The 26,605-nt window shown below is 42.9% G+C and carries 26 protein-coding genes and 2 pseudogenes; 14 read left to right on the top strand and 14 right to left on the bottom strand.

Features of this window, described 5'->3' with window-relative positions; translation table 11 throughout:
- The first annotated feature begins 269 nt into the window (after window positions 1-269).
- The 3 genes from AAIH57_RS06595 (at window position 270) to AAIH57_RS06585 (ending at window position 5,275) form a co-directional block, all read left to right on the top strand.
- Window positions 270-2,309 (top strand): serine hydrolase, encoded by a 2,040-nt coding sequence (locus AAIH57_RS06595; protein ID WP_430021008.1) that lies wholly within the window; start codon window positions 270-272, stop codon window positions 2,307-2,309.
- A gap of 35 nt (window positions 2,310-2,344) precedes the next feature.
- Window positions 2,345-4,258 (top strand): serine hydrolase domain-containing protein, encoded by a 1,914-nt coding sequence (locus tag AAIH57_RS06590; RefSeq protein WP_430021007.1) that lies wholly within the window; start codon window positions 2,345-2,347, stop codon window positions 4,256-4,258.
- A gap of 222 nt (window positions 4,259-4,480) precedes the next feature.
- Complete coding sequence (locus AAIH57_RS06585) at window positions 4,481-5,275, top strand: undecaprenyl-diphosphate phosphatase (RefSeq protein ID WP_430021006.1); 795 nt, start codon at window positions 4,481-4,483, stop codon at window positions 5,273-5,275.
- A 390-nt stretch (window positions 5,276-5,665) separates the two neighbouring features.
- On the opposite strand, the gene AAIH57_RS06580 is transcribed toward AAIH57_RS06585, so the two are convergent.
- Genes AAIH57_RS06580 through AAIH57_RS06560 form a run of 5 tightly spaced genes read right to left on the bottom strand, consistent with a single transcriptional unit; the run spans window position 5,666 to window position 7,978 of the window.
- Window positions 5,666-5,962, bottom strand: a complete 297-nt coding sequence (locus tag AAIH57_RS06580) for a spore coat protein (RefSeq protein ID WP_430021005.1) — start codon at window positions 5,960-5,962, stop codon at window positions 5,666-5,668.
- 11 nt (window positions 5,963-5,973) lie between these two features.
- On the bottom strand, window positions 5,974-6,174 hold the full coding sequence (locus AAIH57_RS06575) for a hypothetical protein (protein ID WP_175398727.1): 201 nt from the start codon (window positions 6,172-6,174) through the stop codon (window positions 5,974-5,976).
- A 30-nt stretch (window positions 6,175-6,204) separates the two neighbouring features.
- Complete coding sequence (locus AAIH57_RS06570; RefSeq protein ID WP_430021004.1) at window positions 6,205-7,341, bottom strand: zinc-dependent alcohol dehydrogenase; 1,137 nt, start codon at window positions 7,339-7,341, stop codon at window positions 6,205-6,207.
- Window positions 7,338-7,724, bottom strand: coding sequence for a spore coat protein (locus AAIH57_RS06565; protein ID WP_175398725.1), 387 nt, complete (start codon window positions 7,722-7,724; stop codon window positions 7,338-7,340). The genes AAIH57_RS06570 and AAIH57_RS06565 overlap by 4 nt, the downstream gene beginning before the upstream one ends.
- 11 nt (window positions 7,725-7,735) lie before the next feature.
- Complete coding sequence (locus AAIH57_RS06560; protein ID WP_175398724.1) at window positions 7,736-7,978, bottom strand: spore gernimation protein GerQ; 243 nt, start codon at window positions 7,976-7,978, stop codon at window positions 7,736-7,738.
- Between the two features lie 182 nt (window positions 7,979-8,160).
- Between AAIH57_RS06560 and AAIH57_RS06555 the strand changes: the two genes are divergently transcribed.
- The gene (locus AAIH57_RS06555) at window positions 8,161-8,442 is read left to right on the top strand and encodes a hypothetical protein (protein WP_430021003.1); all 282 of its coding nucleotides are present in this window, start codon (window positions 8,161-8,163) and stop codon (window positions 8,440-8,442) included.
- A gap of 249 nt (window positions 8,443-8,691) precedes the next feature.
- The gene (locus AAIH57_RS06550; RefSeq protein ID WP_430021002.1) at window positions 8,692-9,780 is read left to right on the top strand and encodes an L-dopachrome tautomerase-related protein; all 1,089 of its coding nucleotides are present in this window, start codon (window positions 8,692-8,694) and stop codon (window positions 9,778-9,780) included.
- A gap of 707 nt (window positions 9,781-10,487) precedes the next feature.
- Here AAIH57_RS06550 and map read toward each other — a convergent pair.
- Both map and AAIH57_RS06540 read right to left on the bottom strand, forming a co-directional pair.
- On the bottom strand, window positions 10,488-11,234 hold the full coding sequence (gene map / locus AAIH57_RS06545) for a type I methionyl aminopeptidase (protein WP_430021001.1): 747 nt from the start codon (window positions 11,232-11,234) through the stop codon (window positions 10,488-10,490).
- 7 nt (window positions 11,235-11,241) lie between these two features.
- Window positions 11,242-11,826 (bottom strand): TetR/AcrR family transcriptional regulator, encoded by a 585-nt coding sequence (locus AAIH57_RS06540; protein ID WP_430021000.1) that lies wholly within the window; start codon window positions 11,824-11,826, stop codon window positions 11,242-11,244.
- Between the two features lie 330 nt (window positions 11,827-12,156).
- Here AAIH57_RS06540 and AAIH57_RS06535 point away from each other — a divergent pair, with 330 nt between their 5' ends.
- Window positions 12,157-12,519: a VOC family protein gene (locus AAIH57_RS06535; protein WP_175398719.1), complete on the top strand. Its 363-nt coding sequence runs from the start codon at window positions 12,157-12,159 to the stop codon at window positions 12,517-12,519.
- A 46-nt stretch (window positions 12,520-12,565) separates the two neighbouring features.
- Here AAIH57_RS06535 and AAIH57_RS06530 read toward each other — a convergent pair whose 3' ends face one another.
- Entirely contained in the window at window positions 12,566-13,000 is a 435-nt protein-coding gene (locus AAIH57_RS06530; protein WP_430020999.1) for an Rrf2 family transcriptional regulator, read from the bottom strand.
- Between the two features lie 625 nt (window positions 13,001-13,625).
- On the bottom strand, window positions 13,626-14,567 hold the full coding sequence (locus AAIH57_RS06525; protein ID WP_430020998.1) for a zinc-binding dehydrogenase: 942 nt from the start codon (window positions 14,565-14,567) through the stop codon (window positions 13,626-13,628).
- Between the two features lie 124 nt (window positions 14,568-14,691).
- Here AAIH57_RS06525 and AAIH57_RS06520 point away from each other — a divergent pair, with 124 nt between their 5' ends.
- On the top strand, window positions 14,692-15,570 hold the full coding sequence (locus tag AAIH57_RS06520) for a hypothetical protein (RefSeq protein ID WP_430020997.1): 879 nt from the start codon (window positions 14,692-14,694) through the stop codon (window positions 15,568-15,570).
- Between the two features lie 389 nt (window positions 15,571-15,959).
- A complete protein-coding gene (locus AAIH57_RS06515) occupies window positions 15,960-16,583 on the top strand; it encodes a histidine phosphatase family protein (RefSeq protein WP_430020996.1) in 624 nt (207 codons plus the stop codon).
- 122 nt (window positions 16,584-16,705) lie between these two features.
- Here AAIH57_RS06515 and AAIH57_RS06510 read toward each other — a convergent pair whose 3' ends face one another.
- Entirely contained in the window at window positions 16,706-17,194 is a 489-nt protein-coding gene (locus AAIH57_RS06510; RefSeq protein ID WP_430020995.1) for a ferritin family protein, read from the bottom strand.
- 885 nt (window positions 17,195-18,079) lie between these two features.
- Window positions 18,080-18,247, bottom strand: a pseudogene (locus tag AAIH57_RS06505) (SDR family NAD(P)-dependent oxidoreductase); the annotation flags it as partial.
- Between the two features lie 21 nt (window positions 18,248-18,268).
- On the opposite strand from AAIH57_RS06505, the pseudogene AAIH57_RS06500 reads away from it, so the two are divergent.
- Window positions 18,269-18,487, top strand: a pseudogene (locus AAIH57_RS06500) (winged helix-turn-helix transcriptional regulator); the annotation flags it as partial.
- Window positions 18,488-18,699: 212 nt separating this feature from the next.
- A complete protein-coding gene (locus AAIH57_RS06495) occupies window positions 18,700-19,281 on the top strand; it encodes a TetR/AcrR family transcriptional regulator (RefSeq protein WP_430020994.1) in 582 nt (193 codons plus the stop codon).
- Window positions 19,282-19,642: 361 nt separating this feature from the next.
- Here the strand turns inward: AAIH57_RS06495 and arr are convergent, their stop codons facing one another.
- The 3 genes from arr to AAIH57_RS06480 form a co-directional block, all read right to left on the bottom strand.
- On the bottom strand, window positions 19,643-20,059 hold the full coding sequence (gene arr, locus AAIH57_RS06490) for an NAD(+)--rifampin ADP-ribosyltransferase (RefSeq protein ID WP_430020993.1): 417 nt from the start codon (window positions 20,057-20,059) through the stop codon (window positions 19,643-19,645).
- A gap of 436 nt (window positions 20,060-20,495) precedes the next feature.
- Complete coding sequence (locus AAIH57_RS06485; RefSeq protein ID WP_430020992.1) at window positions 20,496-21,404, bottom strand: alpha/beta fold hydrolase; 909 nt, start codon at window positions 21,402-21,404, stop codon at window positions 20,496-20,498.
- Between the two features lie 203 nt (window positions 21,405-21,607).
- A complete protein-coding gene (locus AAIH57_RS06480) occupies window positions 21,608-22,216 on the bottom strand; it encodes a DUF2239 family protein (RefSeq protein WP_175398710.1) in 609 nt (202 codons plus the stop codon).
- A gap of 723 nt (window positions 22,217-22,939) precedes the next feature.
- On the opposite strand from AAIH57_RS06480, the gene AAIH57_RS06475 reads away from it, so the two are divergent.
- The 4 genes from AAIH57_RS06475 (at window position 22,940) to AAIH57_RS06460 (ending at window position 26,483) form a co-directional block, all read left to right on the top strand.
- The gene (locus tag AAIH57_RS06475; RefSeq protein ID WP_430020991.1) at window positions 22,940-23,308 is read left to right on the top strand and encodes a VOC family protein; all 369 of its coding nucleotides are present in this window, start codon (window positions 22,940-22,942) and stop codon (window positions 23,306-23,308) included.
- 561 nt (window positions 23,309-23,869) lie between these two features.
- Entirely contained in the window at window positions 23,870-24,811 is a 942-nt protein-coding gene (locus AAIH57_RS06470) for a sensor histidine kinase (RefSeq protein ID WP_430020990.1), read from the top strand.
- On the top strand, window positions 24,798-25,442 hold the full coding sequence (locus AAIH57_RS06465; RefSeq protein WP_430020989.1) for a response regulator transcription factor: 645 nt from the start codon (window positions 24,798-24,800) through the stop codon (window positions 25,440-25,442). The genes AAIH57_RS06470 and AAIH57_RS06465 overlap by 14 nt, the downstream gene beginning before the upstream one ends.
- Window positions 25,443-25,595: 153 nt before the next feature.
- Window positions 25,596-26,483 (top strand): CPBP family intramembrane glutamic endopeptidase, encoded by an 888-nt coding sequence (locus AAIH57_RS06460; protein ID WP_246311095.1) that lies wholly within the window; start codon window positions 25,596-25,598, stop codon window positions 26,481-26,483.
- Window positions 26,484-26,605 lie beyond the last annotated feature (122 nt).

Here is a 26,605-nt window from a genome sequence, read left to right as displayed (position 1 = left end):
TCAAGAGGAGTATGTTTTAATTAATAGTTACTAATTTAGCGTATCAGGTGGTTAACCAGTAGTTACTGGTTGACCTTTTTTGATTAATAGAACCAGCAACATCTCAAGATTGAACTAGACCAAAGACGAGTTAATACTGGACTAAAGCGGGGGAAGTTTCTCAGCCCTTAATCACAGATGTAATCCTGCTTTAGAATGATGGAAAATAAAGGGTCTACTATTATGATAAACAAGTAAAACATTTGGATACTAAGAAATGAGGTTATTCAATGAAAAAGAAAAGTGCTTTAAAGGGATTTACCCTAATGACAGTTGGTGTGTTATTTTCTTCTTTACTTGCTGGGACAACAGCATCTGGAAACTCAGTATTAAGGAGTGAGAGTAAGGCCGGATTAGAACAGACAGCCGCCCATACAGGGCCGATGTCTTCGGTCGAAGTTGAGCAATTTGCAGATGATTTCTTTCAGCGGCCGGAAATCAAAAAAAAGCTAGTTGGTGCAGCTTTTACAATCGTTGCAGATAACAAAGTATTGTTAAACAAAGGGTATGGCTATTCCGACTTGGAAACCAAAACTTTCGTGGACCCTGAGCAGACGATTTTCCGGATGGCCTCCATTTCCAAAGTAATGACTGCCACTGCTGTAATGCAGCTTGTAGAGCAGGGGAAGATCAATCTGGACGAGGACATTGAAAAATATCTTGGTGGGATGAGGATTACGAATCACACGGGAACACCTGTCACCATGAGGCATTTGTTGACGCATACATCAGGGTTTGATTTCACCGACTATATTTCATCTAACAATGTAAAAGGCGAACAATCATTAGAGGAGTTTATTGAAGATAACCTGCCGACTGTTATACGAACACCAGGTGAGAGTTACCGGTATGATAATTTTGCTTTTAATCTTCAGGGATACATTATTCAACGAATGGTTGGCTATCCATTTGAAGAATACATACAGAAGCATATTTTTAAACCTCTGGATATGAAAAATAGTGATTTCCTCATGACTGAGCAAGTCAAAAAACAGCTGGCCACGGGCTACGGAACAAATGGCCAACCCAAGGAGCAGTATCCAAATGACCCGGTTATTATGCCAGACGGAGGAATGTTTGGCACGAGTGGCGACATCGCTCAATTCATGTTAGCCCATTTGAATGAAGGAAGCTACGGTACCTCTCAAATTCTCTCCAAAACGACAACAGAAGAAATGCATCGCACGCAAGTCCAAGTTCAAGAGCAGGTGCCCACTATGGCTCTGGGTTTCGAAAAATTTTACCGGCACGCATATCATGGCCAAATGGTTATTGGAAAAGGGGGAGATTTACCCGGCTATCATTCATGGATGTGGTTGATTCCAGACCACAAGATTGGTGGATTCGTCATCACCAATAGTGATGCGAGCCAAGACATCGGGGAAGAATTGTTTACAGCATTTATGGATCACTATTACCCCCAAGAAAAACAGAAAGCAAAGGAATGGCCGCTCCATTCAAATGAGCTCGATCAGTATACAGGAACCTATCGCTATCTTCGCCAGCCTTATTTGTTCTTTGACATCGTGATACAGAAAGGGGAACTTTCGATTTCAGGTCCAAATGGAACACATACGTTAATACCAGTCGGAGATCAGTTGTTCGTTGATGAAGAAGGAAACCAAGCCGTCTTCAAGAAAGACACGGACGGTAAAATCACCTATCTGGATTACATTTTGCCAGACTCTTGGTTTGGAAAAATACCTGATCTCCCTCAATATTCTGACGTAGCTAACGACGACTATGCTGAGGCTATTTATCGCTCAACCAAATTATTTATGCCACAGCACAGTGAAAAACGTTCTACCCACTATTATCCTGATGAGGCTATTACGAGAGGTGAATTTGCATCCCAATTGATTCAGTTTGCTAATTTAAGACCTTCTGATAAGCCGGTAGTGTTTAAAGATGCCGAAGGACACAAGTACGCTTCTTCCATTCAAACCCTCGCAGACCTTGGAATATTGGTAGGCACTTCAACTGAAATGTTTGATGCGGATCGTACAATCAGTCGCCAAGAAGCAGCAACAATTCTCTGGAGACTCTCATCGAGCGTGGACTTACCTATAATCTCGGCAGAAATCGCTGATCAACCAGCGCCTTGGGCGGTTGACGCGGTGAAATTTTTAGTCGGAGCAGGAATCTATGGACCTGATGTAACCAGAAACGAAGAGGGAGTTGTCAACTATCGGTCGCAAGAACCTTTGCTGCGTAAGGAAAGTGCAGTAATTTGGGATCGCTTCAGCAGAATCCTGACTTCAGGATTATGAAATAGAGTCACGAAGTAGAAAGGAGAACACCCAAGGTGAATGTTAAACTACTTAGGTCGTTTATATTGTTCTGTATTAGTGTATGTCTTCTTTCTCAGTTCTCAGTTCCGGCCTATGCCACAGATCTAATAGAATCAGGAGAAACCCCTTCTGGAATTCCCTATAGCGGGCTGGGGCAGGAGATTGATAACTACGTCAATTCCCACATTGGAAAGTCAACTCCCGGCGCTGCGGTTGTGATCACAAAGGGCGACAAGATTGTTTTCTCCAAAGGCTATGGCTATGCCAATATGGAGCGTAAGTCTGCTGTCGATCCTGCTTCTACCGTATTTGCCTATGGATCCATTAATAAAGCGTTTGTCTGGACTTCTGTGATGCAGATGGTGGAAGAAGGCAAGATGAGGCTAGATCAAGACATTCGAACATATTTCCCAAAAGAGGTCGCGGAGAAACTACGCTACGACAAGCCGGTGACTATACTGGACATTATGAGTCACACCGCAGGCTATGAGCAGCATCCGCTAAGTACATTTACGCGGTCAGAAGAGAGTCTGACCTCCCTGGAAGAAACGATACTGTCTAACCAGCCGGAACAAATTTATGAACCCGGCACAGTAATAGCCTATTCCAACTTTGCCACGGCACTGGCTGCCCTAGCGGTAGAGAAGGTGAGCGGGCAATCATTCTCCGACTACGAGATGAACCATATCCTTAAGCCTCTTGGAATGAATCATAGTTCTGGTCATCCTACCTTAGCGGATCACCGGGATCTGCTGAAGGAAAAAGCAACAGGTTATGCGAGAAAGCGGGAAGGAGGGTTTGAAGCAAGAGCACATTATTATGTTCCTCTGTATCCTGCGGGAGCCATGGAAGGGACGGCGGAGGATCTAGCTCGGTTCGCTATGGCACTATATGCACCAGATAGTTCGCTGTTCAACCGGTCGGACACCGCAAGGAAGATGCTCTCCCGGAGTTATACCCCGCACGAAGAGATCCTGTCGAATGCGCACGGCTTCTGGGAATATCGGGCAGAGCCTCACGTCGTTGGCCACAGTGGGAATGTTAAGGGATTCTCCGGCAACATCGCAATCGCTCCCGAGGAGCAGCTTGGTATCGTCGTCTTGACGAATATGGAGATAGAGCAGGAGCTAACCTCTGGGATCATTAATCTGCTGATACAGGACCGTACGAAAAAAGCTGAAAACCCTGTTCCCCCTGCCGAATTGTCTCCATCAGGGGAACTGGCCGGATATTATGTACAGTCGGGTGGCACTTACTCTTCATACCATGAGGTTATTAACTACCTGGGTTTGATTAGAGTACAACCGAAAGGTGAGCATGACCTTATACTAAGCGTAATGGGCATGACGGGAGAACTCAAACAGATACGTCCGAATGTTTACCAATTTGCCAGATCCGACAGTCCAAGATTTGAAAGATTGGCACCGATTCTGTATGCGGAAATTTCTGATGAAGGTGTAAAACGATTGAGCAAGGGGATCGCCACGGATATATTACCGATCAAGGGAAACCGTTCGCTTCCTGCCTTGATCATCTATTTGGTATGGGCTATCTTGGCTATCGCATTCTTTCTGGTTGCTCCATTCGTTCTGCTGATTCGATGGCTTCAGCGTAGTAAAAAGGGCGCTTCGTCCGCAACCAGTCACATCATGTCATCTGTAATCTTGTGCGGTACACTTTTGGTAGCCAATGTCATATATCAGGTGGTGAATGCTTTGATCAATGAAAACGTGACCGTGGACCAAATGAACTTTGGGATCTCTATAAATTGGGCACTGACCTTGCTTGGCACAGTATTATTGGGAGTTTCCATTGTTAAACGTCCATCATTGATATGGAAGAAAGTGTGGAATATTGTTACAGGGGTGCTGTTTATTGGCTTCGCTTTGATGATGGCGCAATGGAACTTTTATCATTTTATTCCGTAAGGACTGCACGGTAACTTCGATACCACGGTTTAGTCATAGTATATCCAGGGAGTAGTTTGCCCGTTGGCAGCTACTTCTTTTTTTCATTAAGCTAACGGGTAGGTGACAATAATGTCACGTTAAACTCAATATTGTTATGCGAAACGATGGGAATATATTGTTATTAACCCTTATACTTGAACTTATTGAACCAGTTTATTTTCGTAAAGGGGATATCTTCTAATGACTGATGTACTAAAAGCAATAATACTTGGCATCATAGAAGGTTTAACAGAATTTTTACCAGTATCGTCTACTGGACATCTTATTTTAGCAGGCAATTTGCTTAATTTTGAGGGAGACGCGGCAATAACCTTTAAAATTGTTATACAATTGGGTGCAGTGATGGCAGTTCTAATTCTTTATTGGAAAAGTTATATGGAAATTGGGGCAAATTTCATTAAAATGGAATTTTCAAAAAGGAAAGGATTAAACGTAATACATATGATTTTGGCTATGTTACCAGCATTAATCGTATATCTTCTTTTAAAAGACACTATAAAAAGCCAATTATTCGGCCCAACGCCTGTCTTAATTGGTCTAGTTGCTGGTGGGTTGTTAATGATCATCGCAGCACGGAGTAAGAGAAAAAATAGCGTTGATACGATTAGTTACAAACAAGCATTTGGGATTGGCTTATTCCAATGTTTGGCTTTGTGGCCGGGTTTTTCGAGATCGGGTTCGACGATTTCTGGTGGCCTTCTGCTCGGAACTAGCCAAAAAGCTGCCGCAGATTTTACGTTTATTATTTCTGTACCTGTTATGTTTGGTGCTACCTTGTTGGATTTATACGATAGCCGCAATTTGCTTAGTCTAGACGATTTGTATCTCATGCTCATCGGCTTTTTGGTATCCTTCCTTGTGGCTATGATCGCGGTAGTGACGTTTATTAGACTAATCAAGCGACTCCGATTGGAGTGGTTTGCTCTATACCGTTTTGCATTAGCAGCTCTTTTCTATTTTATCGTCATCCTTTAATTGTTAACAATAGTTGATAAACTCTCATATCAACCAACGGGCAGGATAGTTCAGTAAATGGTAATGGTATTATATTGAAAACAACTTACCTCTGACCTCTAAAAGTCTGCACAGGAACGCTTTTTTGTAGACTTTTAAAGGTCAGATGACAATGATGTACTTGACGGAAAACTTTTGCTTCCTCGTAGCCAATACCCCTCCGCATTTTTTTGGAGGGGCTTTTTGTAAAATTTCTGTGTGATTTCCTGTTTGATGCCATAAGGGATGCGCCAGTCTTTGACATGAACCTGTTTGACTATACGGGACATTTTGCTCTCTGAAGTCTCCGGCTAAATCAGAAACGGTCTTAACCATTGTGTTTTAATCATTTTGCGGGAACGGAAAATGGTGTCAGGACGGAATGTTCATAGCGGTCTGAATGTTTATCAGGTCGAGCTGGATCTGCTCTGGAATATGATAGGGATGGTATAAGCCATGCTGCATCATGTAATTAGATATCTTTTCGTAAGAGTCTATGGCCTCATCGAGCTGTTTCATCAAAATTTGCTTGATTTCAGGGGTGGCACATTCGGTCACGGCCATGGCGTAGTTTCTGACGCCGCTTTTGGCGTTCATCAAAAGGTCCATTGCGATGACGTCATCCGTCAGCGTATGAAGCCCTGTTATGTGTTCTAATATTGGATTCATTTTTTTATCTCCTATACAGTCACTTTAGACAGCACTCCACCGAGCTCCTGAAGCTGCTGTTGTGATAATGTCGCATCTTGTTGCAAAATTTGCATGAGCTCCGGGTCGGTTACCAGAGCTTGCATGGTTTTAGATTTAGTCAAGCAAACCGTCTTGAACGCAGCTATTTCATGCACCTCGAGCATCTCATGCAAAGCGTAATTGGCATTCATTCAGATTGTCCTCCATGTATATATCCATATTTAAGGTTTTAAGATGACTTTAATGCAATTGTCCGTTTTGGTATCGAACACTTCATAGCCTTGCTTGGCCTCGCTGAGCGGAATGACGTGCGTAACAATGTCACCAGGGTCCACCTTGCCGGACGTAACCAATTCATACATATACGGCATGTAGTGAATGACCGGGGCTTGTCCTGAACGAATATTCACGTTTCGCTGCATGATGTCGCCGAGCGGGAAACCGTTATAACGTCCGCCGTATACCCCAGTGATTTGGATAGTGCCGCCTTTGCGGACCGCCTGAGATGCAATGATAAATGCGCTCATGGTTCCGCCTTGCAGTTTCATACCGCTGGCCAGAAATTCGAGATCGCTCATCTTACCGTCCATTCCTACCGCATCAATCACGACATCAGCGCCGCCTTTGGTCATTTCCTTGAGAGTGTTCCCAATATTCTTATCCTGTTCGAAGTTTACGATTTCCACATTGTTAGTTCGCTTCGCATGCTGTAAGCGGTAATCGACATAGTCAACGGCTATGACCCGTTTTGCTCCTTTGAGCCAGCAGAATTTCTGAGCCAGAAGTCCGACTGGACCACATCCGAGCACAATGACCGTATCTCCATTCTTAACACCAGCGTTATCTACACTCCAGAATGCCGTCGTCATGGCATCAGCGATCAAGCTCAGATTTTCATCCGGTTGTTCGCAGTTTTCGGGAATCTTAAAGTGGGTAAAATTAGCAAATGGAACCCGTAGATACTCGGCTTGCCCGCCAGGATATCCGCCGGTCGTTCCGGAGTAACCGAAATATGCGCCCATATCCCCGTGTTCGTTTGAATTGTCACATTGGCTTTCCAGCTGATTTTTGCAAAAAAAGCATTCTCCGCATGCGATGTTGAACGGGATGATCACACGGTCGCCTTTTTTTACCTTTGTCACGCCTGGGCCCACTTCTTCTACAATTCCCATCGGCTCATGTCCAATGACATAGTTCTCCTGAAGGTTAGGGATCATCCCGTGAATAAGATGGAGGTCGGAACCGCAAATGGCGGAACTGGTAACCTTTACGATCATATCGTCCGGTTTCTCAATCTTCGGATCCGGCACCTCTTTGACCACGACATTTTTAATCCCTTGATACGTTACCGCCTTCATGCGTTATGTCCTCCAATATGTTCATCTGGGGTCCGATCAAACATGCCTTTACGCGACGTATCATCCGGGAACAGATTCATCTGCCCGATCATCACCGTATTTTTCGCCGAAAGCTGGTCGAGTTGGTACTGTTCATTCAGCTCGTAAGGATGGAACCATTTTTTGCGAATCATGAGCTCCGAGATTTCTTGGTGCATTGCAATTCCCTGCTTAAGGTGATTGTGTAGCAGGGCTCTTACATCCGGTGAAGCTGTTTCCGTCAGGGCGATGGACAAATTACGCACACCTTCCTTGGCACGAATAAGGAAGTCCATGGCAAAAGTCATATCTGCCATTTCCGGCATATTTAATGAATTAATCGGGTCTAAATAATCGGTATTCATTTGAGCTCCCCTTAATGTGTTATAGGTGTCGGACTATTCGGAACAGGCGCTTGGAAAGGAGCTTTCGCGTAAATTGCTTGCAGCTCGGCGATCTGTTGTATGGATTGAATGACGTCTTTCTGCATTAAGGCTTTTAGTTCTTGATCAAAGACCAGGCCTTGCATAAGTTTTGACTTAGCGAGACACAGCGTTTTAAAGTTTAACGCTTCATGCAGTTCCATCGATTCGTGCGGCGCTAGCGTTGGATTATTCATTGAGAAACGATCACCTCCTTTTCATCAACGTTAGATTTTCCAATGAATCGGATCTTATACTAAAATGGATTGCGGGAGATGGAAGATCCGGATATTCCCATGCAGTTGCAGGAATATAAACAAAATCCTAATCCGATACTTATTTTTGTCTATATGATCTTGGAAAGGGAGGAGGATTTACTGTGCCCAATAAAAACAAAATTGATTTAAGCACCGAAAATGCAAGAAAACCGGCAGAAGGTACACTTCATTCGAGTGGTAATACGCTGGAGCAGCATTCATCTAACTCGGTTTCTGAGGTTCAGACCGCTTTAAATCAGGCAATAAGCTCGATAAGTGAATCTAATGCGGCAACAAATTCAAAAGCGTTGGAGACTGCCCGGCAGCAATTGACCCGAGCAGAGGAATTTTTAGATCAAGCGCAAACTTCAGCAAACGCATTACGTCTGCCTGACCAACAATAAAACGTTCTTGGTGCTGATCCCATGGGTAAATGCCCTGCGTTGACGCTCGGGGGAACTATTTGCCTAGGACACGGAGAACCACCAAAAGGCTTCGGCTTGCGCCGAAGTTTTTTTGTTTTTTTAAGATGTCTCGGACATTTTCAAAAATACGTATAAAAAGAATGATTAAGGGCCAGGCATTAGAGAATGTCATAAACATACTATAGGTAATATCTATTCAATTATGTTGAGGAGGATTTCATAAAACCTATGTTACCTATGGAAGAGTATTTCGGTAAGTTTGAACTCGTTCATACATTTTATGGGGCTATGCCTACAGGCGTTAGTGTATCCGAAACGGGGCGTATCTTTATTTGCTTTCCGAAATGGGGAGATGACGTTACATATACGGTAGCGGAAATTGTTGAGGGTCAGTTGCAGCCTTATCCTAATGTAGAAACGAATTTGCTCAACCCATTGAATATCGCTATGTCCTTCATCAGTGTCCAAAGTGTAGTTGCAGATGGAAGGGGGACCCTGTGGGTACTGGATACGGCTGCACCCAATTTTTCTGAGCCTATTAAGGGAGGGGCAAAATTAGTCGCGGTAGATTTAAAAACAAATACAATAAGAAAAGTATATACCTTTGCAGAAGATGTAGTCTTGCCGACAACGTATCTGAATGATGTCCGATTTGATTTTCGTGTAGGTAAAGCAGGTTACGCATATATAACGGATTCTTCTTCCAATGGTCCAGGCGCTATTATCGTCGTAAATTTAGAAAACGGAAATGCGTATAGACGGTTGCATGGAGCAAGCTCAACCTCACCCGATCCGTATTTTGTACCGAAAGTGGAAGGTAAAATTTTGATGAATCGAAACACGGATGGTTCGACATCTCCCTTTCGATTGGCCTCTGATGGTATAGCCATTTCCCCGGACGGAAAAATGTTATTCTTTTGTCCATTAACCAGTCGCCAACTATACTCGATCTCAACAGAAGCCTTAAGAGACAGAACGATACCGGATTTCAAGTTAAGTGACCTTGTGCATTATTGGGGAGAGAAGGGCGCATCGGATGGGATGACCACGGATGCAAAAGGAAACGTTTACGCTGGAGACTATGAAAACGATAGTATTCGAAAGATATTGCCGAGTGGAATCATGGAAACCATCGCCCATGATCCCAGACTTTTATGGCCGGATACTTTTTCTATTGGTCCGGATCAATACTTATATGTAATTGTGAACCAATTACATAGGCAGGCAAGATTTCATTACGGAAAAGATATGCGACAAAAACCTTACAGCTTACTTCGTATAAAAATTGATGAATTACCTGCTCCAACCCTTGGATAAATATGTATTCTCGTTCAACACTTCCCTCTCGTCAAATCTCAACAGTGACGAAAATTATGGCTACCGCTATTTTTCCGTTCATGTATCTACTAGTAGAGATAGGGTTGATTTGATTATGCAGGAGTTTTTCATTTGGAGTAATTATAGCGGACGATTTTTTATCTAGTTCGGAATCTGTTGTAAGTAACAAATTAAGGGATTGAAACATCTGAAAAGCTTCAATGACCGATGAAAGCTCTTGTTCCTATTTCTCAGGGGGGAGTGTGGATGAATAAGATAACTGGGCGGGAGAAATGTATCTTGGAAGAGAAACAATCATAGCGGAATGGTGATGCCTCTGATCTACAGTACCTCCCAATTGAACGATTTCTTGAGGTGCTAGAGCATGCTCATCTGTAAATAATAACACAGTCTGCATGGTTTAATACCTCCACAAACGATGTGGAGTATATCTTGATGAGCTTCTAGGATACAATTTACCATCTTTTATCCATAGAGGTTACCTATTTATAACTAGGAATTTCTTGAAAATCTTAAGGTATCAGCTCAACAGTTGAGCTATGAGATCCGCTGAGAGTATTAACTCAACTAAGACAAGAGAGCCGCTTATTCAATTTAAGTAAAATAACGCCATGGGGTTAAATAAAGATGCTATGCCAAATACAAAAAAAGAAGTCGACCATTTTGTTGGTCGACCTCTATTTGTTCTATTGCATGGTCAAAATTTGTGGACCTTCAGACGTGATAGCGATCGTATGCTCGTATTGGGCGGCAAGCTTGTTGTCCTTCGTCCGTGCAGTCCAGCCGTCCGGATCGATTGTCATGAAGTAAGTGCCTTCGGTAATCATGGGCTCAATTGTAAACACCATACCCTCCTTGATACGAAGGCCTTTTCCAGGCTTGCCGACATGCATATAAGTCGGCTCCTCGTGCAGGTCGCGGCCGATGCCATGGGCGAGAAGGTCGCGTACGACTCCAAAGCCTTGCGATTCCGCATGCCTCTGAATCGCGCTTGTCACGTCGCCGAGCCGATTGCCGGGCTGCGCCTGCGCGATGCCGAGGTCAAGACATTCCTTTGTGACGCGAATCAACTTCTTTGCCATCGGCGAAATATCCCCAACCGCATAACTCCAAGCCGAATCACCGAGCCAGCCATCGAGTTCAGCGACCGTGTCGATCGTCACGATATCGCCTACCTCAAGTGGCTTATTGCTTGGGAAGCCATGCGCGATCACATCGTTGGTGGAAGCACAGGTCGCATATGGATAGCCCTTATAGCCTTTCTGGTATGGCTTTGCGCCGTGCTTCATCATAATGTCCTCGAAAATGCGATCAATCTCGTTAGTGGTAATGCCCGGTTTGATAAGCGGGGCGATTGTACGATGGCATTCTGCCACCACTTGACATGCCTTCCGGATAGCCTCAATTTCATACTTGCTTTTTAGAATGACCATGTTCGTATCAGGACTCCTTCGTAATAGCTTGCATGGCGAGACGGGCAATTCGATCGACGTCAAGGTCGGAATGGCCTGCATAATAGTACAGTCCACAGCAGCCGACCAGCACAGCAAGCATATGGTTGACGCTCTCATCTTCGCACTTGGTGATCGATTGCAGAGGAACATACAACCGTTCCATAAATCTTCTCTTGGCGTAGTAGCGATCTTTCTCAGGCAAGCCTGCATAATGTTCCGCCGCCATTTTGTAGACAAGATATGCACGAGCGTCCGATTGCCAGAGCAGGAGCAGCGCTTTACAATAGGACAACACCTGCCTGTCATCCGGGTGACTATCGCTGGTGTTCGCCCATTCTGCGATAACTTGCTCGCATCTCTCAAATCCGCTACACAACACATCTTCTATTAATAAATGCCGGTTGGGATAATAATGGTACACTGTGCCGTAACCAAGCTCTGCCTCGCGGGCAACGTCACGAATATCAAAGCTTCCGCCCGTTCGAAAATAGGAGCGCGCGGCAACGTCCAGGATCTGTTCTCTGCGCTGTATGCGTATAAGCTCATTTTGTTCTTTGGTACGGGGAGACATGGCGTGTAACCTCCTTATGTAGACCTGCAAATTTGTCAATATAAAAATAGTAACGCATGGGGCAGAGAAATGCAAAAAAATTGTTGTTGTTTGATAAAATGAGGTACTAAACAATTTATCAATCTGGATCTTGCGTTAGTCCTATTTTCCAAGCTAACGTGTCATGGTCAGGAAGTGAGTCACCATGCATCTGTCAAGTAGACGAAACAAGTACACAACATTATGAGAATACTTACCAAAAAAAGTTTGACAAGATCAAATTGTTTATGTATAACTAAGTCAGTTATAACCATTATGGTTATGACTAAAAAACAAAAATCGGAGGCAAACATGAAAATCATAAATCATTTTATCCCCGTTTTTACCGAGCAGCTGGAATCAACCGTTGCTTATTATGAATCTCTTGCTAACCGATCTATGGATCGCACGTGGGATATTCCCGAAGCTGGCTTGTCTTTAGCCACAGTATACCCTTACGTTATTGTATCTGGAAGTGTCGAGGCCATGGAGCCTGCTAGGTCACTCCGTGCCGTGGTGTATGTTGATTCCATGACCGAATTGAAGGAAGAATTAAAAAAACAAAATACCGTTATAGTAAGGGATCAATATGGTCCTATTGGTCCAAGCGTTTTTGTGCAGCATCCAGATGGCTGTTTTATTGAATATGTTGAGCCTGTAAAGACTGTTATTTAATGATGAATTAAAAATAAAATAAAGCTACTCCACGCGTGGAGTAGCTTTATTTTACATTTGCCTGGTTCCGAATTTGCTCCACAATCTGAGCTAGGGTAACAGAAGCGAGTTCATGCTCCATGACCTTCTGAGCGTTAGAGAGTTGTGGTAAAAGAACCGATTCAATGTTCATTCCTACAGAGCAATTGGGGTCAGTGTCCTTATGAAAATTGAAAAGCTGATTACCTTCCACAGAATCGACTGCTTGGAAGATATCCAGTAGGGTTATTCTTTCGGGAGATACCCGAAGAGAAGCCCCCGCGACTCCAGGTTTTGTTTCAATATACCCTGCTTTTTTGAGCTGGGCCATAATCCTTCTAATTACAACAGGGTTACTATTGATGCTTCGTGCAATTCGGTCGCCTGTGCTATATATGGGGTCCAACGTAATCATAGAGAGAATATGGACAGCCATCGAAAAGCGACTGCTTATTTGTTTCATCTATTCACCCTCTTTGCTACAAAGTATAGTTCCAATTAAAGAACAGGTCAATCGGCTTCTTTTTGTATGATACATATGGAGGTTGCAGACGAAGACATTGATTATGACCACTCCAATAGAGATGGAACACACATATTCCCACATAGGTGTGATCAGTGAGTATTTCGGATTTGTCGGTTTGTTTACTTTCACTTGTCTGATTTTATTGTTGATCCCCGTATTGGCATAGCTAGTCCCGTAGGGAGAGCCGAAGCCTTTACAATTCGATGTATTATTTGCCATTCTTGCAGTAGCAAATGCAAGTTCTTTATTGATAGCAGTCATGCAGCGCTCTATTTTCAGTTTATCGGGAGTCTCCTATCGTTTGTAATCCATGCGTGGTATATGAGCAAAGTTAAGAAAGACACCTTCATCAAAAAAGGCAGGCTTATTCCAAATCTTGATCGAAGAAATCATGAAACCGGCGAATGGAATCGAACAGTTCGAGATGAAAGAGCATGCAACCTGATCTCCTTCTGGTGTAGGAACTTTAAGCCGGGTTCACTTGAAAAGCAGAAATACTCCCTACTCGAAACGAGTGAGGGAGTACTGCATTACTGGCATTGTTTGTTGCAAGCTTATACGATCAAGCTATGTGAAGCACGGCCTTGCCTGAGAATTTACGTTCCATCATATTCTGGGCAACGGTGTTAATTTCCGTCCAAGGAGCCTCCACTTCGATCCGGGGGATTAACCGCTTATCTGTAACCAGTCGGGCTAGCAAACTCAGATCGTCCGCGACTGATTGGCGGGTGAGTTCCTCACCTAGAAAAAAGCTGTACAAGGTTCTTCCTCCGCTGGTCACCAGATTCATCATATCGATCGTTGAGGTATTTGAAGAGGAAAATCCTACCGCAACGCAAACCCCTTGGTGTGCTAGCTGCGGTAGTAACGCTGCTAGTGTATTGCCGCCTACTGAATCGATGATCAGATCGTACGGTCCGAATTTGCGGGCTGATGAAATGGCGGAATATCCAATGATCACTTCGTCGGATCCAGTCTCCCGAACAAGATCGGCCTTCTCTTCCGTGCTTGCCGTACCTACGACATATGCGCCGGATTGGGCCGCAAGCTGATGGGCGAATAGCCCAACCCCGCCGGTAGAGCCTGTAATGAAAATACGTTTGCCAAGCAGCATGCCGCCTTTGCGGAGTGCATAGAGCGCCGTGAGCCCTGCTACGGGGAGGGTCGCCGCGTCCGAAAAAGTTAACTTTTCTGGGATTTCGGCCAGCATCGATAAGGGGGCAGCAACTTGTTCGCTCCAGGCTCCCATCGGGAGCAATCCAACAACCCTGGCCCCTTTTTGTGGACCTTCGCCGTTCTTGGCCGGCTCAATGACAATTCCGGCGAAATCCCAACCGGGGCGGCTGAATGCTTCCTGATCCTTAGCGTCTTTCACTTCACCTCGATTGAGAGAGACGGTCTTCACTTGAACGAGCGCTTCCCAAGGCTTGGCCTGGGGGGCGTCAACTTCCTTGAACGCGAAATGTGACGGGGCAAGCGGATCAACTACAATTGTACGAATCATATGGTTTCTCCTCCATGTATGGTTGTGTGTGATTAAATGACTTTCTCTTTCAATGAGGAGTATACTTTAGATAAATGTTTGACCCAAGTGCAGAAGTACACTTCATAAAAGGAGGGAATAGAAGATGGATATAGATACGGAGAAATCCAGACATAAGCTCGTAATGGGAGAAATTGAAGCGCTGCGGATGAAACGTCAGCAGAAGCTTGCAGACCAACCTCACCCGTCCTTGAAACGGTTTACTCAACAAGAGCTGAATGATGAGGCTTTTCCTTCGTATAAAAATCTGCTGGTTGGACGTACCCGGCGCATACCAAATCGTCAGACGATTATCCATATTGCTGATTACCTTGAGTGTTCATCCGACGAGCGTAACGATTTACTATTGGCAGCCGGCTATCTTCCGATCCAGACCGAAATGGAGGGGCGGCCGTTGGAGCGTGCATTGGAGTGGGCTCAGCAAACGATGAGTAGCATTCCTTTTCCCTCCATGATCGTAACACATACACAGGACATCAAGGGGGTTAACGAGCCGTTTCGTCATTTGTTCGATATCCCTCTCGACCGTTCATATGACGCTTTGATGAATAGAGTCGATTTTCATTTTAATTCCGATTTGCCAATCCGGCCCCGCTCCACTTTCGACAAATCGTCGTTTAAGCAGTGGGAGCAGCACGCCAAAAACGGGATACACACCTTCAAGAGGGAGCACATGCTCTCGCGTTATGATGCATGGTATCAAAAATTGCTTGATAGAGTTCAGAAATATAACGTGGATGAATATCTAATTGAACCGGATGCAGAGACAATGGTTGATCATACACAAACCATACTAGCCAGAATGGAAAGCACCAGCGAGCTTGTTCCCATTCGCTACAGACAGGTTTCGATTTCCGAAGGCAGCCGCCTGTATCCGCAAATTGAGGTTTTCCTGCCAGTAGATTCTGCCGCGCGTACAGTTTTCGAGAACCTAGGATGTCCAACTGATTGTACGTTTCTCTAGCCCAACACGAACAAGAGGATGAAATCAAAAAAAGGTATTGGTAGCTGATAATTCGAGATTTATTAAGTTAACTCGGAAATGCTAGCTCCATCATTACAAGAAGGCAGCCAGCTAAATGACTGGCTGCCTTTTGTCAGCTTACGAGCAGGTTAATTCAATCGATATGTGGCGGACAAGAACATATTTCCCATTGAAGTTGCTTTTATAGCGGCTTGTTTTATTTTATCGGTACAATTTCTTGTCTCTAGCCAAACCTCAAGATGTTATTTATAAAGGACCAATAGTTTCTGCAGACCTGAGTTTACCCCCGGATCTATCTGATATACCTTCTAAACGTTGAATAAAAAAAATAACATAGGGGAGAGTAGGAAGAAAAAGGTGGAAGAGATATGTACCGTTTATCCGTTTTCGTAATCTGTCTTTTTCTGTTGCTGGGAGCATCTTATAATGCCGAAGCATCTGAGATTTCTGGATCTCCTCTCATAAATGATCTACAAAAAGGAGGTTACGTACTTTATATCCGACATGGAGATGCAACAGTAGGGGAAGATCAACAAGAACTTAGCCTGTCCGATTGCTCGACACAAAGAAATTTAAGTGTAACTGGAAAGGAACAGGCAGAAAAGTATGGCAATGCTATTCGAAAACTGAATATACCCATCCATTTGCCCGTAGAAGCAAGCCCCCTGTGTAGAACTCTCCAAACTGCTCAGATTATTTTTGGAACACAAAATGTAAAATTAAATGGACTCTGGTTAAATATATATAGGCTCAGTCAGAATCCGAGCAATGAAGATATAGACAGTACACTTCAAGCATTTAAGAATGAAGTTGAAAAAATACCTCCAACTTCCAACAGGGTAATTGTAGCTCACTCTTTCCCTCCAGGGAGGGGATTAGGAGAAATCTCAAGTATGGAAACAGTAATTATAAAACCACTGGGAGATCATGAAGGATATCAAGTGATTGGAAAATTGAAACGAGAAGATGTCTTACAGCTAGCCGGAATGTAAATATTATTAAGAAATTTCTACGTACTGTTGGTCCCATATTAGGAAGGATTTAACCATGGAGGGCAGCTTTAGATGACAAAAGCTGCTCCTCTTTGATTTCTTCATTGAATTTATGTTCATCTTTATGATTTGTTGATAAGTTCATCTTGCAAGTTATAGGTTATCAAATTGTTGTATTTATCAGCATGTTTCTGTTCATCAAGAATGATTCCCCAAAGGGTATCTTTGTAAATTCCATAAGGAAGTCCAAACCAGATCCTTCTGTAATTTTCAACAGCTGCTAATTCACCTTCAAAAGCTCTTTGCAATCCATTTAGATAAGAGTTTATTGGATTATAAGGTTCATTATTCCCTCCTGAAACTTCTTGGCCTGTGAGATCTTTATACATTTGTCTAAACATCATGTTGTGTCCACGTTCATCATTTCTGATTCCTGTAATAATTGTAGCTTGTGTAGAATTTGGAGCGAGTTTTATTAGAGCGTCGTAAAATAGCTCATCATTTCTTTCGCCCTGAACAGCTCCTTTAATTAATTCAATGGCCTCAACTGTCGAAGTAGACCATATAGGTGCAAAAGTGTATCTAAGGTAATTAGGATGAACTCCATACATGTAAATCCCTCCAAGATCATAATGGTCAATATATGATCAAAAGCCTATATAGGTTAACTACAATTTTAGGTTTGAAAAATTAAATGTTAAAAATATGGATGTAAACACTCGTAATTTAGAATTACCAATAATAGAAACTAAGACAAAGATACTTTTAAATTGCAATTAATTGTTAACCAATTTACTGGAGGTCATTTGAGATGATTTCTACAATTTCTATACATGACGAGAGTAGGTATATAGAAGATATCTGAAACAACATAATGGGACTGCCATGATAAACAGAGACTCACCTTTTTCGATAATGGTCACAATTTTAGATGACATTGATCGGATCTATAGCGCTCATTATTGCGGCAAGAGTATAACAACATGTAATCCACCATTCGACCACCTCTACATAATCCGTCCCCATAAAGCGCAGCATGACCTCTTTTGTTAATTCATGATTTCTCTCCTCGGAGGGATCCACCTCGTCATTGAACTCTTCGATAATAAACTGAAGAAAAAGACTGCGGAAGGAAGGTTGGCAGGGAGCTGTTCCTTCGATCCATTCGCGAAGGCTTCATTCAAAAGGAAATACCAGTTAAGTTGATTGAACGCTCTACAGTATGACATATCCATTTTTACGACCACGAACATTTTCAACAATATTAAGCTATCTTAGTCCGGTTTTGTCCTGAACTAAGATAGCTTAAGGCTGTTTTTTTAAGCCTGTCTGCTTGACAGGGGTAAGACCAAGACGCGGGTTTTCATTTTCCCAAATATCTTTACCGATTTACTAAGAAACTGCGAGGGTAAAATGACGCGGAAAAGAAAATGTAATAAGAAATATGGATGTCAGATTTTTTTGGATATTAAACCCAGATTATTCCCTTTGTTTTATCAAGGTACAACACCATTTTCATCAAAAAAGCCGCCGGCATTATTAATCAAAATATCAAGGTGTCCATATTCTTGTTCAATCCATTCTACTGCGGAGAGAATGGAGCTGGGGTTCGTGACATCAAGGACCACTGTTCTGGCTTTAATTTTCTCCGTTTCCAATAAGGTTACGGCCTCATGTCCTTTTTAAAATCGGTCAGATTTAATGAGTTGAAACGATTAATACCGGGGATTTCACAACGAATGCTGACTTTACAGTTCAGGGAACTCTAGGCGGATGGAATTGTGAAGAGAGTGGTAGACGACACAGTGCCACCCAAAGTAGAATACTTCCTAACAGAACAAGGAAATAAATTGTCGAGTATCATCGATTCTATAAGAGGATGGGGAAAAGAGTTTCTATCCTGAGTCTGCGGCCGGGAAGTCTCTCTGGATAGCCGTATACGTACTCTCTACTTATTGATATAACGATCCACCGGCCAATGATATGGATAATTTGGTGGCTGACGATACAACAGGGCTATCTCTTACACATTTTGTATATTGAATATTAGTGAAAAAGTTACTTTCTTGACTGTATAGTCTTGAAAAAATATAATGAGGATCAAAGGAGGATGAAATTGGGAAGAAGCAAAGAGTTTGATACGACAGAAGTATTGCATAAAGCTATGGAAGTATTCGGTCATTACGGCTATGAAGGAACCACACTTCCCCAGCTGCTGAAAGGACTAGGTATTGCCCGGCAAAGCTTATACGACACTTATGGTACGAAGAAAGACTTGTTTATCCTTGCGCTGAAGCATTACGTTAATGAGAAGAGTGACACAGTCATGAAGTACTTAGCGACCTCCGAATCTGCAAAGCAGGGGATAACTTATGTATTCCATGAAGCGGCAAAGGTATTAATGGATAAGAACCGGCAAAAGGAATGCTTTATTATTTTTTCTGCTATTGACCAGATGGCTCATGACATGGAGATCAGAGCTTTTTTATTAAAAGATTTGAATACACTGGAAGAGGCCTTTTATGAAACTCTGGTTCGGGGCCAGGAGAATGGAGAAATCCCGATAGACCGAGACCTTCGAGCCTTGGCACGTTACTTGAATTTTGCAAGACACTCTTTAACTCAATTGGCCAAAATGACGAGTGACCCTAAGGTTATGGATGATTACGTCAAGGTAAGTTTATCTACCCTAGATTAATAATGAAGCGATCATTGCTTCATTATTATTTTTCAAAATTGTAGACTGAATAGTCCGGTATTATTGCTTTTCCTGCTTATTTTGAACCAAATGACTCTCTACAAAAGGCAGGTGGGGCAGAACTTGAGATGAATATTTCCGTGGTGTTCCTAGAACGTGCTTCCATATAATCCCATAGCTTGTAGTAAGAATTACCTTGAAATGAAAAACCAAACCATATAAGTTGAATTAAAGGCTTTGATAAAGCTTGGCAAGGGGAGGTGAGAGATTGCCTCTAGATTTTTGCTCTAAAAAGAAAAAGGACGCTTAAAAGCGTCCTCTAAGTGAATAAGGACTTTCTTGAATCTGTTAAATTTGAAGGTTAATCATATATTACATTTTTTCCTTCTTCACTTAACTTTTTTAAAGATGTAATCATATGATTAATCTCTTCATCGGAGTGTCTTTCCCACGAAGCTAATTCAGCTATTATTTTAAGTGGTGATTTAGATCTGTATGAGCGTGTTGGATTTCCAGGAAACCTTTTATCAGTTAAGTTAGGATCATTTTCAAAATCCCCTAATGGTTCTACAATGTAGATTCTTTCTTTTGAATTAGATTTTGCTAATTCAGCACCCCATTTGGCAGCATTTAATGTAGCAGTAAAGTATAAATGGTTAGATTTTTTTTCTTGGTAATTTGATAAGTATTGTGGTTCTAATAAATCACCAATCTTCAGTTCTGCTTTTGTACCATGAAAAAAGGGACCTTTATCTAAGATAACTTTTTTGTCATCCATACGATACCACCTCTTCTTTTTTAGATTTGTAATTAGCAGTATAGTGTAGGAAGTACAAAAAAAACAGTCTATAAAAAAATATAAAATATCGGTATAATTTAAGTAGAGAGAATGATATTGAGCGGAAATTACCTAGCATTACGTTTTAATTAGTATGCTGGTATTCTTTGGAGAAGAGCAGTTTTCACTGTTCTTCCTTTTTTTTGTGTGTTTACCGATGGAACTCATGTGGCGAGATAAAAGCGGGTTAATATTAGTGTTCACTTCAATAATGTTTTTTTGTATCCGTGACCGGTTTTTTCTAACCTAAGGTAAGAACTCAGTTTAATGCTAATAAGGTACACCTGGGTCGTATGCGAGAAGGGTGCAAATTGATCAACGCTTCGCCCCTGGGCTAACTCAATCCTATTGGGCGCCGCGGGAATCCGGGTGGTTACTATTCAGGAAGCACGTGTCGATTGCGACGAGCAGTTTGTTCTATGCTATCAGCGATTACTTTGTACAGTTGGTGCGGCAAGTCGTGTCCCATGCCCTTAACCAACATTAGTTCAGCACCCGGGATGGCAGAAGCCGTGTCCTCGCCACACGCCGGGTCGAACAGGGGATCGTCTATCCCATGAATGACAAGTGCTGGCACTTTTATGGTCCCCAGCCGCGGACGGCGGTCACCAGAGACAGCTATCGCAGCGATTTGTCGTCCGACACTGCCTGGATCGTAGGCTCGCTGGACTTCCTCCAGAATGAGCGCTCGATAAGCATTTTCTTCAAATGGATAGCCGGTGCCGGCAATGCGTTTGGCAAAAGAGATGCTGTGAGCCAAAAATCCTGCTTGATCCTCGAATGGGTTCGGCGCCGGTTTAGTCATCAACGCCATGACATCCGGGGGAGTTTGCGGAAGTGTAGGATTACCGGAACTAGACATAATAGAGGTGAGTGATAAAACCCGTTCAGGGTACTCACAGGCAGCAATCTGGGCGATCATTCCGCCCATCGATCTGCCAACGAAATGTGCCCGATCAATTGAAAGGGCGTCGAGGAGTCCGACAGCGTCGTTGGACATGTCATCAAGGGTGTAAGGAATGTCCGGTCGCTGTCCCGACATGATAGCAGTCGACAGTGCTTCAAAATCCAGCGATTTATAATGACTAAAGTGTAACGAGCAACCTGCATCTCGATTGTCAAAGCGAATCACGCGAAAGCCTCGCGCTGCTAATATCCGACAAAACGGAATCGTCCATCGGATCATCTGAGTTCCAAGTCCGGAGATAAGGATAATTGCTTCGTCGTTTTCGTTACCGAAACTATCATAGGCTAAATCAACGCCGTTGACTTTCAGGATGTTCATAATTTATTTCTCTCCATTCAGTTATCGGTAGTTCTTTAATAAGCAGAAGGCGTGAATCTTCGACGGCTGCAGTCCGATGCCCGATACAGTGTTGTGATGACTCGATTTAATGAATAGATTTAAACTCTGTCATAGTCTGGTTCCATTCGTAGTTTCTTTTATTTCCAAATTTAGTTCTATATGTCTACACATACTCTCTTTTATTAGTCCCTTTCAGGGAATGCATTAGAGGCTAATTTTTTGATATAGTTTCTGATATCAGGTGTCCAATCATTGATGAAGTGGTAAAAACGATCCAAATCACCAGCATACAGTGCCCGCAGAGCTTCTTCATATTGTTGGAAGTTCCCAGCCATAGCTGTCATAAAATTATATGTTGCCTCTTGTGACTCTCGTATCCTACTCTGTTTTCCTCCAGAACGGCGAGCCTCACCAACGAGTTTTCGTAATGTTACCGATGCTCCTCCAGGTTGACTCTTTAGCCATTCCCAATCCCTTGGCAATAACGTAACCTCACCAGATACAACCCCCAGTTTAGGTCGACCAACCCGCCGTGTAGGCTGGTGATTCATTTCCTTATCAGACAAGTCACCAAATTGCTCTCCTAGTCGTAAGAGCGCGTCATCTGTCTTCCCACGAAAATCAACATCTATTTGTTTCCCCGTGGTATCGTCAAATATAAGCAGCTGTGTGAGGTCTCTGTCATCCATAGCATCCTTTACTGTAGAAACAACGTGATGTAACGTACCGCTAGCGACGACTCCCATACCCAAAAATGCCGTGTAGTAAACGCTCGTTTGATCATCTCTCATTCTGTACATCCTCCTTTTGAATACCTCAGTAATTTTACCCGGGTAGAAATGGAGAGTCAATATTACCCGGGTAAAATATAATTTTGTGTTTGTTATAGAGGGATAAATGCAAAGACGTGGCCTAAGAGAAACCGCACTGTTGAGGGCTAGTGTTTGCATGAAGTTGTACATGTGTGTTTTGTCGCAATTTCAGCTTACGAGCAAAGGTTAATTCATTACATCCTCGAATAAACAAGAATAATAAATGAAAATGCGTTAATCGACATGTGGCGAGACAAGAACATATTCCCATTAAAGTTGCTATTATAGCGACTTTTTTTATTTTATCGGTACAAATTCTTGTCTCGAGCAAGGACAAGAACTTGTACCGATTGTCGAAATGGGGCAGGAACATAGTCCGATTACTCGAGTAAGAGAAGGAAATCGAGAAAATGAAAGAACGCTACTGACATACTGTTGGCAGGAGGGGGCTTATATAATCAAGACATCCAAAGTGAGAGTGAGGTTATTAACATGACTCTATAATGAAACGAATGGCTCGAAGATGCTTATTTCGAGGCGATGGCGAATGACCTACGACAGAGTTATGAGTAGAGAGCCTGGCATTTGAGACAAAATTTCTAGACACAAATAGTACGTTGTAGTCATGCCGTCTGGTCACAAAGTGCTTCCATTGCCATGTGCAGTGAACAACCCCATATAACAAAGGAGGACATTAACATTATGTCAGCAATTGGACCCGACTTCATTTCACTTCAAGTAAGTAATCTTGAAAGCTCTGCAGAATTCTATCAAAACTATCTTGGACTGATTCGCTCCCAGGCAGGTCCACCTCATGCTGTAGTCTTTGAAACAAAGCCTATTGCATTTGCTCTTCGTGACCGGTTGCCTGAAACAAAACTCGGTACAGGTACTCAGCCTGGACTTGGTGTCGCTCTCTGGCTTCATGCCCCTAATACGCAAGAAATTCACGACAAGCTAAGTGCAGCAGGCGTAAAGATTACATCTTCACCAATAGATGGACCATTCGGTCGAACTTTTACATTTGCCGACCCAGACGGTTACCTAGTCACCCTACACAGTAAAGCCTAATACGAAAGTGTATCTAGCTTAACAATTGTGATAACTTCTTCTGTGACAGTGAGCCAAATGTTATACAACATTAAGACCTTATTCCTAAAAGTTGTTTTCTCCCCATACGGTAGACAGGTGAATAATATCCCCTGTTACAGTGAGGGGAGTTTTTTTCATATTGACGAAATGTCAAGCTATCAGCAGCACTTTTTCCTGGTTATACTACTTTGTTTAATCAACAGGTTCACGAACATATGCGTCTTTAATGAAACAAACTAACCAAAAGTGATACACTAGATTCATAGGTACTGATGTTTTTACTGAAAAACAGTGTAGGATGATGACATGAGGAAGATATTATCTTTTATGGATTGGGGTATTTTTGCTCTTCGTTTATACCATTACATTTTGCTTTTATCACGGCTATTTACAGAAAGTGACCTGTCGAATCAAACATGGTTAAATGTCATTTGGCTAATGGTAGCGCTTATCGTTCCTTTGGTATTCTGGTTTCCTCAACGGCGGATGAACAAGGTCTGGTTTTGTATCGCGGAGCTATTGCTGGGAGGTTCTTATTATGTGAACTCTGTCATCCATCCGGAACTGACTTCCAAAGCAGACTATCTGCTGCCGAGTCTAACAATGGGGTACTTATTGACCAAGCAGACACTCTGGATCATTCCCGCAATTCTATTCATTCCTTTTATCTTCCAGTCTTATTTAAAGTTACCTTGGGAACAAGCCTTTAGTAGCGGGACAGATAATGTGTTATTCTGCTTCATTGGCATATGGGCAAGCTTCGTAGCCAAAGCGTATTACCAGAAAAATGAACTTGTGGTCGAAGTAGAGCAGCAAAATAAGCTGTTAACCCTCTACGCAGCTGAAATTGAGAAAATGACTCTGCTTGAAGAGCGCAATCGTATGTCCAAGGAACTTCATGATACCCTGGGGCATTCCTTTATTTCAATCATTATGAGTCTTGATGCTTCCATCGCTCTTATGGATCGTAAGCCTGCCGAGGTTAAGGAACGGTTAATTCGCTTAAGAGCATTGGCTGAACAAAATCTGGACGAAATGAGAAGTATTGTTCATGAGATTGGAGAAGAAGAGGAGTCGAGTCTTGTACGGCAAGTTGAGGCTCATGTCGCCAATTTTCGGGAACATACAGGAATTCTCCTGACGTTAAATGTACTAGGAACAGAGCAGCGCACGCATTTTGAAGTACGGCAGGCGATCCTGCGGGTCATCCAGGAGTCTATTACGAACGCACTAAAACACGGAAAAGCGTCTCAACTGTATCTGGAGCTTCAATTTTCCGAATTCGTTCTGCACTTGGTTGTTCGAAATAATGGGAAACCGATTGACAAATTGGAATATGGCTTCGGGTTGACTACGATGAAACATCGAGTGGAGCGGCTGGGGGGCAGCCTGTTTGTATCATCAGAGGTGGGAGCTGAAACGATTACTGAAGTCAGATGTGAAATTCCCCTCAAAGGAGTGGGGCTACATGGGGAAAATTAGAGTATTACTTGCGGATGATCAGGAATTAATTTTGGAGAGCCTACATATCGTGCTGTCCATGGAAGATGATATCGAAATCGTTGGATTAGCTAAAAATGGGGAAGAAGCAGTCCAAGGCTGCTATCAGTTTCAGCCCGATATGGTATTGATGGATATCAATATGCCAGTCATGAATGGCGTTGAAGCAACAGCTCTGATCAAAGAGCGAATGCCTATCATCAAAGTCATGATGCTGACCTCCTATCAGGAAGTGGAATATGTCATGGCGGCATTAAGCCATGGAGCAGAAGGTTATCTTCTCAAGGCCATCCATCCCAGGGACCTAGCTGCAGGCATACGGGTGGTTCATGCGGGCGGGACGTTAATTTCTCAGGAGATGGCGAGTAAAATGATCAAAAGAATGAATACGGGATCTGCTATTAAAAATAATGAATACGGGCTTAGTAGCCGTGAAATTGAAATACTGCAAAAGCTGGCTTCAGGCATGCGTAATCAAGATATTGCAGAGGCTTTGTTTCTTAGTGAAGGAACAATTAAGAATTACATTTCAACGATTTACTCAAAGCTTAATGTTAAGGGAAGACAAGAAGCAGCCCGTAAAGCCAGAGAGTCGGGAATCATGAATGACTAAGACAACATACTAAAAGCCGGTAATTTTTATAGTTGCCGGCTTCTTAGCCGTTTAGTCACATGACTTTATCATGACCAAAGCGCACTGTCACTTTATGACTTTTTCAGCCTATACTCAAAACTATCATCAAGCGTAGAGGGGCTGAGTCAAGACATGAAGAACAGATCTGCACGTAAAGAACATTCGCAGATGGATGAGAAATTAAGCAAATGGAGTTTATTTTGGCGCTTTCCAATCATCTGGATGATAGCGGGGGCTATCGGCATAATTCTTGTGGATGCGTTCATCCGGCCGCTAGTAGAGCAATCACACGGCTTGGTTTCTCTTCTGTGGACATTAACGTTGGGCTTTCTGGCCATCATGGTGTATATGCTCACCATGAAATATATAGCCCGTCGGTCCATTCCTGAGTTATCAAGAAAGGGCGCAGGGGTTGAAGCTGTTATGGGAGCACTAACCGGGCTTATCTTTATTGCCTTATCCACTATTATTATTATCTCATTGGGAGGTTACACCTTTCAATGGGCGAATGGTGTGGATACGGGTACTGTTCTAATCGTTTCTATTAAAGCAGCTTTAGGCGCAGCCATTGTCGAGGAACTTATCTTTCGTGGACTAATGTTTCAAGCTATCAATAAATGGATGGGAAACTGGGCCGGGCTCGCTGTCACTTCTCTATTCTTTGGAATAGCCCATCTTGGGAATACAGGAGCAACATTATGGAGCGCGTTCGCCTTAACATTAGAAGCGGGTATGCTTCTCGGAGCCGCGTATTTGTGGAGACGAAACCTGTGGTTTGTCATGGGGCTGCATTTTTCCTGGAATGCACTTGAAGGTTTGCTTGGCATTCCTGTTTCTGGACACAGTTCAGTCGGTCTGTTTATTGTAAAAGTGAACGGCCCTTCACTACTAACTGGAGGGGATTTTGGACTTGAGGGGTCTATGGTTCCGGTTATTATCAGCCTTCTGATTACCATTCCCATGCTGTATGGTGCTATTCGCAATCGCAACCACTATGGTATGAAGCTCCCCGAGAACTGAAAGAAATTATTTTTAAAACAAATGATGTAAAGGGGAGTGGTTTTCCCAGCGTATGTTTTTCGATATCTCTTCAGCTGTAGCGTTCCGATAAACGATTTGGTGACGGATGCGTAATCGAAGTA

It is taken from the genome of Paenibacillus sp. MABNR03, from assembly GCF_050455445.1.
Lineage (GTDB): Bacteria > Bacillota > Bacilli > Paenibacillales > Paenibacillaceae > Paenibacillus > Paenibacillus xylanilyticus.
Note: the sequence above shows the minus strand (reverse complement) of the source record. Positions and strands in the feature narration are given on the sequence as shown.